Annotated in this window: 12 protein-coding genes; 9 read left to right on the top strand and 3 right to left on the bottom strand. The window is 69.3% G+C overall.

The features are described 5' to 3' along the window. Positions 1-61: 61 nt before the first annotated feature. The 3 genes from ACGF3J_RS32225 to ACGF3J_RS32215 form a co-directional block, all read right to left on the bottom strand. A complete protein-coding gene (locus ACGF3J_RS32225; RefSeq protein ID WP_161326808.1) occupies positions 62-1426 on the bottom strand; it encodes an FAD-binding oxidoreductase in 1365 nt (454 codons plus the stop codon). Between the two features lie 174 nt (positions 1427-1600). Continuing rightward, on the bottom strand, positions 1601-2665 hold the full coding sequence (locus tag ACGF3J_RS32220) for a dihydrodipicolinate reductase (RefSeq protein ID WP_346345966.1): 1065 nt from the start codon (positions 2663-2665) through the stop codon (positions 1601-1603). A 202-nt stretch (positions 2666-2867) separates the two neighbouring features. Then, positions 2868-4232 (bottom strand): APC family permease, encoded by a 1365-nt coding sequence (locus ACGF3J_RS32215; RefSeq protein ID WP_393855405.1) that lies wholly within the window; start codon positions 4230-4232, stop codon positions 2868-2870. A gap of 699 nt (positions 4233-4931) precedes the next feature. Between ACGF3J_RS32215 and ACGF3J_RS32210 the strand changes: the two genes are divergently transcribed. The 9 genes from ACGF3J_RS32210 to ACGF3J_RS32170 all read left to right on the top strand — a co-directional run bounded on the left by ACGF3J_RS32210 (position 4932) and on the right by ACGF3J_RS32170 (position 16636). Then, complete coding sequence (locus ACGF3J_RS32210) at positions 4932-6470, top strand: NAD(P)/FAD-dependent oxidoreductase (RefSeq protein WP_161326806.1); 1539 nt, start codon at positions 4932-4934, stop codon at positions 6468-6470. Then, positions 6463-7386: an alpha/beta fold hydrolase gene (locus ACGF3J_RS32205; RefSeq protein WP_161326805.1), complete on the top strand. Its 924-nt coding sequence runs from the start codon at positions 6463-6465 to the stop codon at positions 7384-7386. Before ACGF3J_RS32210 ends, ACGF3J_RS32205 begins: the two co-directional genes overlap by 8 nt. Further along, positions 7370-8764, top strand: a complete 1395-nt coding sequence (locus ACGF3J_RS32200; RefSeq protein WP_393855404.1) for a flavin monoamine oxidase family protein — start codon at positions 7370-7372, stop codon at positions 8762-8764. Before ACGF3J_RS32205 ends, ACGF3J_RS32200 begins: the two co-directional genes overlap by 17 nt. Continuing rightward, positions 8761-9465: a transporter gene (locus tag ACGF3J_RS32195; RefSeq protein WP_393855403.1), complete on the top strand. Its 705-nt coding sequence runs from the start codon at positions 8761-8763 to the stop codon at positions 9463-9465. The genes ACGF3J_RS32200 and ACGF3J_RS32195 overlap by 4 nt, the downstream gene beginning before the upstream one ends. A 26-nt stretch (positions 9466-9491) precedes the next feature. Next, the gene (locus ACGF3J_RS32190; RefSeq protein WP_393855402.1) at positions 9492-10850 is read left to right on the top strand and encodes an NAD-dependent succinate-semialdehyde dehydrogenase; all 1359 of its coding nucleotides are present in this window, start codon (positions 9492-9494) and stop codon (positions 10848-10850) included. A gap of 29 nt (positions 10851-10879) precedes the next feature. Further along, positions 10880-11995, top strand: a complete 1116-nt coding sequence (locus tag ACGF3J_RS32185) for a Zn-dependent alcohol dehydrogenase (RefSeq protein ID WP_393855401.1) — start codon at positions 10880-10882, stop codon at positions 11993-11995. 17 nt (positions 11996-12012) lie between these two features. Next, the gene (locus ACGF3J_RS32180; RefSeq protein ID WP_393855400.1) at positions 12013-13269 is read left to right on the top strand and encodes an aspartate aminotransferase family protein; all 1257 of its coding nucleotides are present in this window, start codon (positions 12013-12015) and stop codon (positions 13267-13269) included. A gap of 97 nt (positions 13270-13366) precedes the next feature. Next, on the top strand, positions 13367-14923 hold the full coding sequence (locus tag ACGF3J_RS32175; RefSeq protein WP_393855399.1) for a long-chain fatty acid--CoA ligase: 1557 nt from the start codon (positions 13367-13369) through the stop codon (positions 14921-14923). 42 nt (positions 14924-14965) lie between these two features. Continuing rightward, positions 14966-16636: a class I adenylate-forming enzyme family protein gene (locus ACGF3J_RS32170; protein ID WP_393855398.1), complete on the top strand. Its 1671-nt coding sequence runs from the start codon at positions 14966-14968 to the stop codon at positions 16634-16636. The last annotated feature ends 2 nt before the right edge of the window (positions 16637-16638 follow it).

Raw genomic sequence — 16638 nt, 5'->3', positions numbered from 1 at the left:
CTTGTCGTAGCGGGTGGCAATCTCACACCGCGCCGTCACGGAGCAGGCGTCGCCCGAACCCTCAGTGACCCCCGCGCCTGCCACGACGGAGCGCCCGCCGGGCCAGCGTCCTGCTGCCGTTGAAGAAGTCGTTGAACCGGTCGAGCCCCCAGATGGCCCGGAGAACGAGCGGCTGCATCAGCAGCGACATCGACTTCGAGTACCTCGAGGCGTCCGACCAGATGCCGGCGAGGTCCTCCGGCATCTCACCGTCGACCATGTAGTCGGCGAGCTGATGGGTCACGTACGGCACCTGGCAGAGGCCGTGGCCGTTGCAGGCCATCGCGTAGAAGACGTTGTCGCCCACCTGCCCGGCGACCGACAGCCAGTCCGGGCTGATGCCGATCCAACCGCCCCAGGCCCGCTCGACGGCCACGTCGGACAGCGACGGGAACCGGTTGGCCAGATCCTTCCCCATGTCCCGCACGACACCGGGGTCCGGGACCCGGTCCGGGAGCGGGTACGTCTGGCCCCGCTCAGCTTTGCGGACCCCGCAGACGATGGTGTTGCGCTCGGTGAGCCGGTAGTGGGTCATCAACTGGTGCTGGGTGATGATGCCGGACCGACTGGTCCAGTCCAGCGCGGCGAGGCGCTCCGGCGCGATGGGTTCCGACTCGATCTCGATGACGTACAGCGGCGTCGCGAGGTTCTTTGGCGTGATGTCCCACTCGCCGCCGTAGACGCTGGTTGCGAGCAGCACCTTGTTGGCCCGCACGGTGCCGTGCGGTGTCGTGATCTCGACGGTGCTGCCGGTCCGCCGGACATCGCTCACCCGCGACTGCTCGAAGACCTTGGCCGAGGAGGCGAGCAGTGCGCGACGCACACCACGAGCGAGCTTGCCCGGGTTCAGCATCCCGCCGATGGATTCCCGCATCCCGCCCACGAAGCTGGCGGGGAGGCCGAGTTCCTCCCTGCTGCCGACGGTCCCGCCCCCACCGAAGGCGCGCAGGATCGCCGCCTGGGTCCGCACCCTGAGCATCATGAGGGGTGAGACCGCGCCCCACACCAGGCCGTTCGCCACGTAGTCGCAGTCGATGTCGTGCGTCTTGATGAGGTCTTCCACATAGTGGCCCGCGTGCTCCGCCAGTTTGGCCATGACCGGCATCTTCTTCGGCGACTGGAGGCTGAGCATCCGCAGGTCGCCACCCGGTGCCCCGGCGATCTGACCGCCGTTGCGCGAGGCCGAGCCGTAGCCGCAGAACTCGGCCTCCAGCAGGACGACGTCCTGGTCGCGCTCCGCGAGGCGCAGCGCAGCCGCCATGCCACCCATGCCGCCGCCGATGACGGCGATGTCGCAGGTGAGATCGCCGTCCAGCGCGGGCTGCACGTCATCCGGCGGGTCGATCCAGCCGGTGAAGCTGGTGTACTTCGTGCTGTCGGTCCTCATGTTGTCCCGATCTCCTTCCAGGTGAGGCGTCCGCCTCACTTCGTGCTCCGCGTCGAGGCGTGCTCGGCAGCACGCCCGAGCCCCCCGTTCCCGTCCGGCGGATCGACCGTGACGGGCGGCTCTTCGGCGAGACGCGTGAAGACGGCGAACAGGAGGTTCTCCGTCTTCTGCGTCTCAGTCCTGAGAAGTCGTGGCCCCGAGCGAGGCCCGGCCCGCTCGCCGCTCTCCCTTGGCCGCGACCGAACGGGCAGGCAGGTCCCCCATCGAGAGGAGACCGGGACGCGCCTCGACGACCGCGGTGGAGGCGTTGACCGCCGCCGCGATGGTGCTGAGGAAGGAATCGAAGCCCACGGAGGAGCGGAGGTCGACTACCTGCTCCTCTCCGACGATCCGGTAGTCATCGCCCGCGACCACCTCGTCGGCCGGTTCGAAGAACCCGAACGTGATCTCCAGATCGATCACCACGTCGCCCTTGAGCACGCCCCGGGCGGCGTGAGTGACCGCCGCGATCTGCCCCGGTTCGATACGCATGTGGTCCCCGACGCGCGGCGAAGTCGTCACGACAGCGGGTTCGACCTCTCCCACGTCCACCGAGTCGAGATCCCATCCGAGCCCCGCCGCGAGCGCCCCCACGGCCTGCTCGAAGCCGTGGTGCCCGACGACCTCGCCCCGGCCGCGAGCCGTCGCGAACTCGCGCGTGGTCAGGCCGAGGCCGAACTTCGACAGGATCGCGCCGTAGCGTGACATGTTCGTCCGTCGGCGTATCCGCACGCTCTCCACGCGCTGAGTCAGGACGGTCAGGAGGAGCGGAAGGGTGTCCATCAGGACCCCCGGGTTCGCCCCGCTGCCCAGGACGGTCACGCCGTGCGCCTTGGCCGTGTCGTCGAGCCGTCGGGCCAGATCGGGGTGGCTCCGCCATGGATGGGCCAACTCTTCGCAGATGCTCAGGACGTTGTACGAACACTCCAGCAGCGGCAGCAGGACGTCGGCCGCCCTGTCCAGATCCGAGACGGTCGCCACGATCGCGAGGTCGGCGGCGGGCAGCTCGGCCGGGTCGCTCACGACGACGACACCGTTCGCGACGCCACCGAGGAGCTCTCCGAGGTCTTGACCGGCCACGCGGGGGTCCCGGTCCGCCGCTCCCACGATCTCCACGTCCGCGCGCCGTAGCAAGGAAGAAGCGATGGCCCGGCCAGTGGCGCCGAGCCCCACCACGACAGTTCGATTCTTCAACGTCACTCCTCTGGGCGCCCCGGTCGGCCCACCCACGACACGGTGCTCGGCGAAACCGGACTTCGCCGGTGGCGTTTGCCTCGTATCCCACTGTCACTGGCCACGGCCGCGGTGAGAACGACACCGTGCACCGGCCTCCCCCGGGGACGATGCACGGTGCACAGACCGGCCGCGCCCCCTGCGGCCCATGAGCTGACCGGCGAGTCACTCAGAGTCGCTCGTAGGCAGCCGGTCGGCGCGCTCGCAGGACGAGGGCCTGCACCGCGCCGGCCACGGCTGAGAGGGCGACGAGCCCGCCGATCACCCAGGCGCCCGTGACGGTGCCGACGAGGAGCGGGAAGTTGGCGACCATCATGCAGACCACACAGGCCAGGCCGAGGAAGGCGACGCCCGGGGCCACGACCGTCCGCCACACCGGTTGCCGCCCGTCGGCGCGCCGGAAGAAGCCGATGACGGCAAGGCTGGTGGCAGCCATCAGCAGGACGACGCCGAGGGTGGCGGCACCGGAGAACCAGGCGTAGAGGTCCCCGATCGGGTCGAGGCCGAGCACGGCGACGACGAGCGTGGTGACGAACGCGACCGCCGATGCGACGGCCGAGGACGCCGACGGCGCGCGGTGCAAGGGCTGGACGACGCCCAGTGCCCCCGGAAGCGCGCCGGCCCGGGACAGCGCGAACTGGTAGCGCGTCACGACGTTGTGGAAGGCCAGTACGCAGGCGAACTGACTGGTGATCAGGAGTACTTGCATGGTGTCGGCCCAGACGGACCCGACGTAGCTCCGCGTCAGCGTGAGGACCAGGCCCTCGGGGTCGGCCTGCGCGGCTCCGACCACGGCGTCGACGCCGGCACCCACCACGATCGCCCACACGGTGAACGCGTAGAAGGCTCCGATCACCAGGATCGCGACGTAAGTCGCCCGCGGGACCGTGGTGTCGGGGTCCTTCGCCTCGTTGCGGAACACGGCCGTCGCCTCGAAGCCGATGAACCCGAAGAGGGCGAACATGACGCCGAGTCCCAGGGAGCCGGTGCCCATGATCGGCGGCGACACCGGCTCGGCCGTCAGGCCGTGGGCGCCGCCGTGGCCCACGATGCCGAGGTCCAGGACCAGGAGCAGCAGGGATTCCAGCACCAGCACGGCACCGAGCACCTTGGCGCTCAGTTCGATGTCGCGGTAGCCGAGGAAGGCGATGACGCCCAGCGAGACGAGCGCCCACGCCCACCACGGGGAGCCGACGTCGGCGTACCGCTGGACGACGTTGCTCGTCGCGACGCCGACGTAGGCGTTCACCCCGACGAGAAGCAGCGTGTAGGAGAAGAGCGCGAGGGTCGCGGCGGAGAGACCGGGTATCCGGCCCAGCCCCGCCTGGACATAGGCGTAGAAGGCGCCCGCGTTGCGTACCCGTCCGGCCATCAGCGTGAAGCCGACCGCGAAGATCAGCAGCAGCACGGTGGACAGCGCGAAGTACAGCGGCATCCCCGGGCTGCCGCTCACGGCGAAGGCGAGCGGCACCCCGCCGGCCACCAGCCCGAGCGGTGCCGCCGCGGCGACGACCATGAAAACGATCTGCGACACGCCGAGCCCACGGTGGAGCGGGTTGTCCAACCCCGTTTCACCGCCGGGTGCTTCGGCGTGACCTGTCTTGGAGAGGTCGGTCATCGCGACCACCTTTCGGCTCACGGGCCAGTACCGGCTCGTCATGGGTGGATGAAGGAGTGCATGAAGCGGTACGCCTGCGCGAACGAACGGGTGCGGCTCCCACACAGCGGGCTGGGCCAGGGCGGCAGGAGGCGCGTCTTCCCGCCCGAGAAGACATGGCTGCGTACGGGTTCCGGTTCGTCGGCCGCTTCCCTTCGGCCGCGATCGCGGGAGTGACGGAGGCGATTCCCTTTCGGCTCGACACATCCGTGTGGCCCGACGCGCGGCGAGGTCGTGAGCACGGCCGGCTCAACCTCTGCGCACGACCGCGACGAGACGTTTAGTAGCACTAAACACCGGGGGCAAACCTCTATCACGCCGGTCCTGCTGCCGCAACGGCTGCGGCACGACCGGCCTCTGGACGGCCGTCTCCCGCCGACCTGCTCCCGGAAGGGCCGGGCCGCGGGCTGGACCGGGGCCTCGGCCCGAACGTCGGACACCGTATGGGCGCAGCGGCCCGGCCCTCCTGTGCATCGTGCACCGAGCCGTGTCGAAGGAGGTGCCCGCTGTCGTTCTCGGGGGCGGTCGCGGCTCGCGACAGTGAGGTGACCGCCACAGGAACAGCGAGGAAACGTCATGACAGCTGAGGTGTTGGACGCCGTCGAGGAATTCGACGTGGTGATCATCGGAGCCGGGATCTCCGGGATCGGCGCGGCCACCTATTTCAGCCGGGAGCTCCCCGACAAGTCGCTCGCCGTGCTGGAAGCGCGCGACGACATCGGAGGCACTTGGGACCTGTTCCGCTATCCCGGCATCCGCTCGGACTCCGATCTCCACACGTTCGGATACGCGTTCAAGCCCTGGCGCCACGAAGCCGCGATCGCCGACGCTCCCCTCATCAAGGACTACCTGCACGAGACCGTCGAGGAGAACGGCCTGGAGCGCGTCCTCAAGCTCGGCCACCGGGTCGTCCGCTCGGAGTGGTCCACGGCGGACTCACGGTGGACCCTCACCGTCCAGACGTCGGACCCCGCCACGGGAGCGACCCGGACCAGGACGATCCACGCCGGATGGGTCTTCGCCGCCACCGGCTACTACCGGTACGACGAGGGATTCTCCCCGGACTTCCCGGGGCGGGACGACTTCGAGGGCCGGATCGTCCATCCGCAGCACTGGCCGGAGGATCTCGACTACGGCAGCAAGAAGGTCGTCGTCATCGGCAGCGGCGCGACCGCGATCACGCTGGTGCCGGCCATGACCACCGGGGCGGGCGCCGCCCGGCACGTGACGATGCTGCAGCGCACCCCCACCTACGTCATGGCGCTCCCCCGTGTCGACAGGGTCGCCCTGGCGCTCACGAAGCTGCTCGGAGAAGAGCGCGGGTACGCCATGACGCGGTTCAAGAACATCTGGACCGAACACGCCGTCGTCAAGGGCCTACGGGCCTTCCCCAAGGCCGGGCGGGCGTTCATCCGGCGCGAGAACGTCAAGCGCCTTCCCAAGGGATTCGACGTCGACAAGCACTTCAACCCGCCGTACAACCCGTGGGACCAACGGCTGTGCGTGGCACCGGACGGGGACTTCTTCGACGCGATCAAGGAAGGAAGGGCCTCCGTCGTCACCGATGCCGTGACGCGTTTCAGCAAGCGCGGAATCGTCCTGGCGTCGGGCGAGGAACTGGAAGCCGACGTCATCATCACCGCCACGGGGCTCAACCTGCGGCTCTTCGACGGCATGCCCATCGTGGTGGACGGGCGCCAGGTCGACATCGCGGACGCGCTCTGTTACCGCGGCATGCTGCTGAGCGGGATCCCGAACTGGGCGATGGCGATCGGCTACACCACATCGTCCTGGACGCTCAAGGTGAGCCTGATGTGCCGCTACTTCATCGACCTGGTCCGGCACATGGACTCCCGCGGATACGACACGGTGGTTCCGGTCGCGCCGTCGGGAACGAACCGCAGGCCCGTCATGGACCTTCAGGCCGGGTACGCCAAGCGCGGCGAGAAGCTCCTGCCCAAGCAGGGCCCCGAGAAGCCCTGGCGGATGGCGATGTCCTACCCCGAGGACGCCAAGGCCCTGCGCGGCCCGGTGGCCGACGAGCACCTCGAGTTCGGCACCCGTCGAAGGGCCGCCGCGCAGTCGTCCGACGGGCGGCGAGCCACCCATGCCTGAGACGAGCCCCGACCAGTACGCGACTCTGCCGTCCGGGATGACGATCTGCTTCCGGGACCACGGCGCCAAGGACGACCCCGCGATGCTGCTCATCGCGGGGCTGGGCGAAGACCTCACCTTCTGGCCCGACTCGTTCGTCGGCTCGCTCGTCACCCGGGGTTTCCGGGTCGTCGCGATCGACAACCGGGACGTCGGTCAGTCGACGTTCGTCGCCGCTCCCCCTCCCGGGCTGTGGCGTCAGATCGCGGCGCGTCCGCGCGGCGACGCGTACGCGCTGGCTGACATGGCCGAGGACGGCATCGGCGTGCTCGACCATCTCGGGATCTCGCGGGTGCACCTGGTGGGGCGGTCGATGGGCGGGATGATCGCGCAGACGATGGCGGCCGCGGCGCCCGAGCGCGTGATGTCGCTGACCTCGCTCTACTCGACCACGGGGGCGAAGAAGGTGGGCCGGCCGGCTCTGTCGACGATCCGGCTCCTCGCCGCCCCGCCTGCGAGGAACAGAACGGCGGCGGTCCGTGCTCACCTGCGACTCACCCGGCATGTCGCGGGAACGGACCATCCCATCGACGACGCGGCCGAGGCCGTCATCGCGGCTCGTGGGTGGGATCGCAGCGCCGGTGAGCCGGCAGCCGGCACGGCGCGTCAGATCCAGGCGATCCAGCGTTCCGGAGACCGGACGGCCGATCTGAGCAGGATCACGGCCCCGACCCTGGTCATCAACGGCGATCGGGACCCGCTGGTCGACCCGAGTGGTGGCGCCGCGACAGTCCGGGCGATCCGCTCAGCGCAGCACGTGGTCATCCCCGGCATGGGTCACCACATCCCCGAGGCCCTCGTCGACCCCATCACGACCTACGTCTCGCAGCACGCGAACCGCGTGGGTGAAGGAGGAAGCCATGTCCGGATCTCGTGAGCCCCGCACCAAGGGCACCACGGTGGACGTCGTGGTCGTCGGTGCCGGTTTCGCAGGACTGAGCGCTGCCGAGCGGTTGGTGAGCACGGGACGGTCCGTCGTGGTCGTGGAAGGCCGCGACCGGGTCGGAGGGCGTTCGCTGTCCGGCGAGGTGGCGGGCGTGAAGGTCGACCTCGGAGCGACGTGGGTGGCACGGCGCCACACCGCTGTCCGCGACCTGGCGAGCCGGATGGGGTGTACCACGACCGACCAGTTCGCCCAGGGCCGCAACGTGCTGTGGATGACGGGGCGGCGTCGCACCTACAGCGGCACCATTCCCAAGGTCTCCCCCTTGGCCCTGGTGGACATGGCCCGTATGCAGACGGCGGTGAACAAGCTGGTCGCGACCATCGACGTCGACGCCGCCTGGGAGACGCCCGGGGCCGGCCGGCTCGACGGCATCTCGTTCGGCGAATGGCTCGACCGGAAGAACGCGCTGCCGGGCACCCGTGCGCTGATGACCGTCATCAGCAAGGTGCAGTGGGGGTGTACCCCGGGCGACGTCTCCTTGCTGCACGCGCTGCGCTACATCCGCTCGGCGGGCGGACTCGACCACATGCTGGACGTTGAGGGCGGACAGCAGCAGGACCGGATCGTCGAGACCACCCAGGAGATCGCCAAGCGGGTGGCGGAGCGGCTCGGCGACCGCGTGCGCCTGGAGACACCGGTGCAACGCATCACGCAAGACGACGACGGCGTCACCGTCAGCACCGATTCCGGCGAGATCCACGCCCGGTACGCGATCGTCACGGCCTCGCCGGCGCACCGCGCCGCCATCGAGTTCGACCCCTCACTGCCCGAGCGGGGCGAAGGGCTCACGCGAACCTGGCGCATGGGCGTGCTGAGCAAGGCGTTCGTGGCCTACGAGAAGCCGTTCTGGCGGGCCGAGGGTTGCTCCGGTGAGGCGGTGACCGACACCGGGACCGTGTTCATCACCTTCGACGTGTCCCCCGCCCCCGGCGGACCGGGCGTCCTGATGGCCTTCTGCGATCCGCGCGTCTTCGACGGCTTCGGCCCCGAGACCCGGCGCGACCGGGTCGTCCAGCAGCTCGCCGACCTCTACGGTCCGCAGGCCCACGCCCCGATCGACTACGTGGATCACCGCTGGGGAGCGGAGCCCTTCGCCCCGGGCGGCCCCAATCCCGCGGTCGCCCCCTATGCGACCACGAGCTTCGGCAAGGCGCTGTCCGAGCCTCACGGGCGCGTCCACTGGGCCGGCAGCGAGACCGCCGGGGAATGGGCCGGAACCATGAACGGCGCGGTTCTGACGGGCCAGCGCACCGCGGAGAGCATCGTCACCCTCCTGGCCCGCGACGTCCGAGAGGGGGCGTCCCGATGAGGGAGACGCTGTTCCTGCTGGCCGACCTGTGGATGATCTTCGCCGGTTACTTCTACGGCTGGAAGTTCATCCGCCGCTACGGCAACTACCTCCTGGGCCTCGAATGGATGGTCGTCGCGACGTCGGGCACCAACTTCCTGCTCTGGTCACTGCTCGGCGCCAAGAGCGACAGCGTCCTGTACGACGTGGCGTACTTCTTCGACGCCTTCTCCAGATCGATCGGCATCACGCTCATTCTGATCATGGGCCTGATGAAGGTCACCCACCGCTACAAGCCGAGCCTCGGCGTCGACGTCGCCGTGTTCGGAGTCGCGACCGTGGCCGGTCTCTTCCTCCGGCAGTTCCACGGCGCGGACCTGCACACCGGCGGCATCGCGTTCTGGATCGCCGTGTTCTACGTGGTCGCCAACCTCCTCACGGCGGTCTTCCTCGGGTACTTCGCCAAGCGGCTCTGGAAGGCGGGCGAAGAACGGCTCGCGATCTGGACCGGCCTGGTCACCGCCGCCGGAACGACCATCGCGTTGACCTACGACTTCTTCCCCCTGCCCTTCGACGACGCGGACCGCACGATCTTCTACACCGCCGCACTGGCGACGTGGGGCACCCAGGGATTCGTCTACTTCCGTGCCTACCGCGCGCTGCACGACCACAACGCGGCCCTTGACGCGAACCCGGTCCGCACGACCGGAACCCTCGCATGAACCCCGAGAACGAAGAAGGAGTCAGCATGGCGAAGAGGCACGTGTACGCGGTGGTCGACCCCGCCAGCGGAACGCTGGTCAAGGAGTACCCGACCGCGGCGGACGAGGTCGTGGCGGGTGCCGTCGACGCGGCGGCGGAAACCTACGCGCAGTGGTCGAGGCGGACTTCCGTGGAACAGCGCGCCCAGCTGCTGAACACCGTCGCCGCCCTCCACGACGAGCGCGGCGCGCAGCTTGCCGAGATCATCCACCGGGAGATGGGCAAGCCGGTGGACGAGGCCGTCGCGGAGGTCGAGTTCAGCGCCTCGATCTACAGGTACTACGCCGAGAACGCGGAGAAGTTCCTCGCCGACGAACCGATCGAGCTCCTCGAAGGAGAGGGCACCGCTCTCGTCCGTCGCCAGCCGGTCGGCGTGCTGCTGGGGATCATGCCCTGGAACTACCCGTACTACCAGGTGGCCCGGTTCGCCGCGCCCAACCTCGTGCTGGGCAACACCATCGTGCTCAAGCACGCGTCGCAGTGTCCGGAGTCGTCCGAGGCGCTCCAGCAGCTGTTCACGGACGCGGGCTTCCCCCGGGGCGCCTACGTCAACGTCCACGCCACCAGCGAGCAGATCGCTCGGGCCATCGCGGACCCCAGGGTGCAGGGCGTCTCCTTCACCGGTTCGGAGCGGGCCGGCGCGGAGGTCGCCGAGAAGGCCGGGCGCAGCCTCAAGAAGGTGGTGCTCGAGCTGGGCGGCTCGGATCCCTTCATCGTGCTGTCGACCGACGACCTCGACGCCACGGTCCAGGCGGCGGTCGAGACGCGGTTCGAGAACACCGGGCAGGCGTGCAACGCCGCGAAGCGCTTCATCGTCGCCGAGGACCTCTACGACGCCTTCCTCGACAAGTTCACCGAGAAGGTGCTCGCCCTGACCGACGGGCTGACGCCGCTCTCCTCGGTCGCCGCCGCCGAGTACCTCGAGGAGCAGGTCGAGCGAGCCGTCGCCGACGGGGCGACCTTCGTCTCCGCACGACAGCGCGAGGGAGCGTACTTCCCGCCCGGCGTTCTGACGGGCGTCTCGCCGACGTCGGCGTCGGCCGCCGAGGAGCTCTTCGGCCCCGTGGCGACCGTCTTCCGCGTCGGTTCCGAGGACGAGGCCGTCGAGCTGGCGAACGGAACCCCGTACGGGCTGGGCTCCTACGTGTTCACGACGGACACCGAGCAGGCGCTGCGCGTCGCCGACAGGATCGACGCCGGCATGGTCTTCATCAACGGCGTCGGCCTGGAAGGCGCGGAACTGCCTTTCGGCGGGGTGAAGCAGTCCGGTTTTGGCCGCGAACTGGGGCGGGCCGGAATCGACGAGTTCGCCAACAAGAAGCTCATCCGCACCGCCCGGACGTGATCGCCGCACCGCGCAGAAGGAAGACCGCCATGACCATCGAATTCGACGCCGCTGTCTTCAGGACGCCGAACGAACCACTGACCATCGAACGAGTGAATCTTCCCTCGACGCCTCCGCCCGGCGAGGTTCTGGTGCGGCTCAAGGCGAGCGGAGTGTGCCACAGCGACCTGCACGTGCTCGTGGGCGACTGGGAGGTCCCTTCGCCGATGATCCTCGGCCACGAAGGGGCCGGGATCATCGAAAGCGTCGGCGAAGGTGTCACGACCCTGAGCAAGGGCGACCACGTCGTGCTGTCCTGGACGCCTTCATGTCGCCGCTGCCGCTACTGCATCAGCGGCAGGCCCGTCCTGTGTGACATGGTCAGCGAACACTCGGCGAACCACCTCTCGTTCGACGGCCGGACCCGGATCACGTCCGTGGACGAGGGCGACGTCTACAGCTTCGCGGGCCTCGGAACGTTCGGCCAGTACACCCTCGTGCCCGAGTCCGCCGCGATCGCGATCCGGGACGACGCCCCGTTCCCGCAGTCGGCATTGGTCGGATGCGCCGTCACCACCGGCGTCGGCGCTGCCGTCAACACGGCCGGCGTGCGGCCGAGCGACACCGTGCTGGTCCTCGGCTGCGGAGGCGTCGGGCTGAACGCGATCCAGGGGGCCCGGCTCGCAGGCGCCCGGAGGATCATCGCCGCGGACATCTCCGACGAGAAGCTCGAGCAGGCACGCGTCTTCGGTGCGACCGACCTGATCAACAGCGCCCGCGAGAATGTCGCCGACAGGGTGCAGCAACTCACCGACGGACGCGGCGTGGAGATCGCCATCGAGGCCATCGGGCTGCCCCGCACCATCGAGTCCGCCTACGAGGTCCTGGCCCGAGGTGGCACGGCGGTAGTCGCCGGGCAAGTGGCGGACGGCATGAGGATCTCCATCGACCCCTTCGTCATGTCCGATCAGGAACTGTCGCTCATCGGCTCGAACTACGGCTCCAGCAAGCCGGATTCCGACTTCCCCATGCTGATCGACCACTACATGAACAACCGCATCGACCTGGACTCCCTCGTGACGAGCGAGATCGGTCTCCAGGACATCAACGAGGCGTTCGACCAGATGAAGCGCGGCATCGGCATCCGCTCGGTGATCACGTACTGAAAGGCAGGGGCGATCCCATGGCCCTGGAATCATCACGCTCGGCTTTCGAGCGAGCCCGCCGCAGCGTCGGCGGGGGTGTGGGCTCGGGCCTGCGCGCCGCGATGCCTCCCCATCCGCTCTTCGTGCGGGAGGCGCGGGGCGCGTACGTCTGGGACCTGGACGGCGACCGGTACGTCGACTACGTGATGGCCTGGGGCCCGCTCGTCCTCGGTCACGGCGACCCGCGCGTGGTGTCCGCCGTGACCGAGGTGGCGGCGAAGATGCAGGTCGTCGGCACCGGCCACCCGCTCGAGTACCTCGCGGCGGAAGCGGTTCTCGAGGCCGTGCCGCACGGCGAGCGACTGCTGTGGAGCAACACGGGGACCGAGGCGGTGCAGGTGGCGCTGCGCCTCGCGCGCGCCGCCACCGGGCGGCGCCGCGTCCTCAAGTTCGCGAAGAGCTACCACGGCTGGCACGACACCGTGTACGCCGGAATGTCCGAGGACGACTGCGACCGCCCCGCCACCCCTGGCGGACCGGGACAGTCGGCCAGTGTGCTGGACGACCTGGTGGTGGCGCGCTTCAACGACGTGCAGCTGGCCGAGCGCCTGCTGAGCGAGTCCGCCGAGCGCGACATCGCGGCCGTGCTGGTGGACCCGGTGATGAGCAACGCGGGTGTCGAAGCGCCCTCACCGCAGTTCCTGTCGACGCTGCGAACCCTCTGCGACCGGCACGGCGTCGTCCTCGTCTTCGACGAGGTGATCGCCGGGTTCCGGATCGCCCGGGGCGGGGCAGCCGAGAAGTACGGTGTGCTGCCCGACCTGTCCGTCTTCGGGAAGGCAATGGCCGGCGGCTTCACCCAGAGCGCCGTCGTCGGCCGAGCCGACCTGGTCGATCAGGTGACGACCGGCGTCGTGCACGCCGGAACCTTCAACGCCAACCCGATCGCACTGGCGGCCGTCGAGGCGACGATGCGCGTCCTGGCAGATCCCTCGGTCTACGAGCTGCTCGAAGAGACCTCGTCCAGGTTCGAAGCTCTCGTCGGCGGCGCTCTCGGTTCATCTGCCGACTTCGGCCGCTTCCACCGGGTCGGCTCGCTCCTCCAGTACGTCCCCGCCGGTGGAACCACCGGGCTCCACGGAACCAGCGGGCTCTGGACCGTGATCCTCGAAGAGATGCTGCGTCAAGGCTTCCTGTTCATGCCGTCCGGCAAGGTCTTCATCAGCACGGCACACACCGCCGCCGACATCGAGGCGACGGCCGAGGCCCTCGACCGGCTGCTGCGACGGTTGTGACGCCCTCGTCCAGCCGCGTGCAATCCCACCCGCTCCGAGCCAGGCCGCGTGTTCTGTTCCCCGCGGCCTGGCCCGGTCCACCCTCCCGGAAGACACCATGCTGAACCTCTCGGTCCTGCTCGAGGACTCCGCCCGCACACACCCGGACCGGGACGCCGTCGTCCTCGGCACGACACGCCTCACCTACGCCCAGGTCGAGGCAGCCGCCAACCGGGTCGCCAACCTCCTGGTCGACCGCGGCATCTGGCCCGGCGACAAGGTCGCGCTCAGCTGTCCGAACGTGCCCTGGTTCCCCATCGTCTACTACGGGATCCTCAAGGCCGGCGCCGTCGTCGTACCGCTCAACATCCTGCTCAAGAGCCGGGAGATCGCCTACCACCTGGCCGACTCGAAGGCGAAGGCGTACTTCTGCTTCGAGGGGGACGCGGGCCTGCCGATGGATGCGGAGGGACACGCCGGGTTCACCGAGACCGCGGGCTGCGAGCACTTCTTCCTTGTCACCGCCGATCCCGAGGCGCACAGTCCGATCGATGGTGTCGAGACCATGGGCGCCGCGCTGCAGGGCAGCGCGACGACGTTCGACAGCATGGGGACCACGGGGGACGACCCGGCTGTGCTGCTCTACACGAGTGGTACGACAGGGCAGGCGAAGGGTGCCGAACTCAGCCACGCCAACCTGGTTCTCAACGCCCTGGCGTGCAACCGGCTGTTGGAGAACCGTCCCGCCCTGGACACCCACTTGGTCGTGCTGCCGCTGTTCCACTCCTTCGGCGCGACCGTGCAGATGAACGCCGGGTTCTCGACGGCGAGCACCCTGGTGTTGTTGCCACGGTTCGACGCCCGGCAGGCGGTCTCTCTGATGCAGCGGGAGGAGATCACCTTCTTCGCGGGCGTTCCCACCATGTGGTGGGGCCTGTTGCAGGCGCTCACCGACGATGCCGACGTCGCGAGGATCGCGAAGAACCTGCGAGTAGGCGTCTCCGGCGGAGCCTCTCTCCCCGCCGAGATCATCAAGCAGGTCAGGGAGCGTCTGGGGGTCCAGGTTCTGGAGGGCTACGGCCTCTCCGAGACCTCGCCGGTGGTGACCTTCAGCGATCCGGCGCGAGAGCCACGGCCCGGGTCGATCGGCGTGCCGATCTGGGGCGTCGAGGTCAAGCTCGTCAACTCGGACTGGTCGGAGGTCGAGGACGACGGCACGGGCAGCGCCATCGGGGAGATCGCGGTCAAGGGCCACAACGTGATGAAGGGTTACCACGGCCGCCCCCAGGCCACCGCCGAAGCAGTCAGGGACGGCTGGTTCCGCACCGGCGACCTCGCCCGCAGGGACAAGGACGGCTTTTACTACATCGTCGACCGGGCGAAGGACCTGATCATCCGCGGCGGCTTCAACGTGTATCCGCGCGAGATCGAGGAGGTCCTGATGACGCATCCCGCGGTCAGCCTGGCCGCGGTCGTCGGCGTGCCGCACGAGAGCCACGGCGAGGAGATCAAGGCGTTCGTCATCCCCACCCCCGGCGTCGAGGCCAGGCCCGACGAGCTGATCGCCTGGGGCAGGGAGCAGATGGCCGGCTACAAGTACCCGCGCATCGTGGAGATCGTGCAGACCCTGCCGATGACGTCCACCGGAAAGATCCTCAAGCGCGAACTCAAGTGACCGGCACGCCAAGCGCAGGGACATGGGTGGGAAGGACAGCAGATGACAGTGGACGAGGGCCGGTGGCGGGGCACGTTCCCCGGCGGGTTCGGTACGGGGACGGGCGCGGCCCCCGACTCGCTCGTGGCTGCCTGGAGGGCACGCGTGGCGAGGAACCCGGACGGCACAGCGCTCCGATTCTTCGACGGTGCACTGTCCACGCGGGAGGTGGACGCGGCGTCTGACGCCCTGGCCGCAGCGTTCCAGGCCCGGGGAACCGGTCGGGGTGATCGGGTCGGCGTGTACCTGCAGAACCTTCCGCAGTACGCGCTGGTGCTGCTGGCCCTGTGGAAGCTGGGGGCCACGGCACTGGGGCTCAATCCGATGTACCGGCGTCAGGAGCTGCGCCGGATCATCGACGACTCCGGGGCGGTCGGGGTCGTCTGTGCGGACTCGGACGTCCACGAGACGCTCGGCACGCTGGCGGGGAGCACGGTCCGATGGCTGGTCAGCACGTCGGCACTGGACTACCAGTCGAGGGACGATCCGCGGGTCTTCATGACGACGGAGCGCCACGCTCCGGCACCGGACGGCGACCTGGTGGCCCTGATCGGCCAGTTCGAGGGCCGCAGCCCCTCACCCGTGGAGCTGACCCGCGACGACGTCGCGTTCCTGACGTACACCTCGGGAACTACGGGGCCGCCGAAGGGTGCCATGAACACCCACGGCAACGTCCTGAGCGTGGTGGCGACGTGCGCGTCGTGGATGGGTGTGAGGGACGGGGACGTCGTGCTCGCCATGGCCCCGCTGTTCCACATCACGGGCGCGGTGGTCAACGCGACGATCTCCCTGCTCACCAACACCACGCTCGTCCTCACGGGCCGGTTCCACCCCGCAGTCGCCCTGGACGCCTTCGCCGAGCACGGGGTGACCTACACCATCGGCTCCATCACCGCGTACAACGCCCTCTACGAGCTGCCGCAGGCCGGACCGGAGCACTTCGCGTCGGTGAAGGCCCTGTACTCCGGCGGCGCGCCGATCCCCCCGGCCACAGTCGAGCGGTTCCAGGAGCGATTCGGCGTCTACCTCCACAACGGCTACGGGATGACCGAGACGACGTCCGCCGTCATCGCCGTGCCTCCGGGGGACAGGGCCCCCGTGCATCCGCCGAGCGGCACGCTCTCCATCGGCAGGCCCCTGCCGCACCTCACCGCGCGCGTCGTGGACCCGCACGGCGATCCGGTGCCGAGCGGGGAACAGGGCGAACTGGAGTTGAGCGGACCGCAGGTGGTGCCCGGTTACTGGGACAAGCCCGAGGTCACCCGTCAGACGATGCCGGAGGGCCGGCTCCGTACCGGCGACGTCGCCGTCATCGACGAGGAGGGCTGGGTCTACCTGGTGGACCGGCTCAAGGACCAGATCAACGTGTCCGGTTACAAAGTCTGGCCGCGTGAGGTCGAGGACGCTCTGTACGAACACCCCTCGGTGCTGGAGGCGGCCGTCGTCGGCCAGCCGGACGCGTACCGCGGTGAGACCGTCGTCGCCTACGTCTCGCTCAAGGCGGGTCTGACCGCCACGGCGGAGGAGCTGATCGCCTTCGCCCGCGAGCGGCTTGCGGCCTACAAGTGTCCGCGCACGATCCGTCTCCTCGCCGACCTGCCCAAGACCCAGAGCGGCAAGATCCGGCGCGCCGAGCTCCGCGGGCTCGACGGACCGGGGCCGGCTGCCCCCTGAAG

Source organism: Streptomyces sp. NPDC048171, assembly GCF_043202655.1.
Lineage (GTDB): Bacteria > Actinomycetota > Actinomycetes > Streptomycetales > Streptomycetaceae > Streptomyces.
Note: the sequence above shows the minus strand (reverse complement) of the source record. Positions and strands in the feature narration are given on the sequence as shown.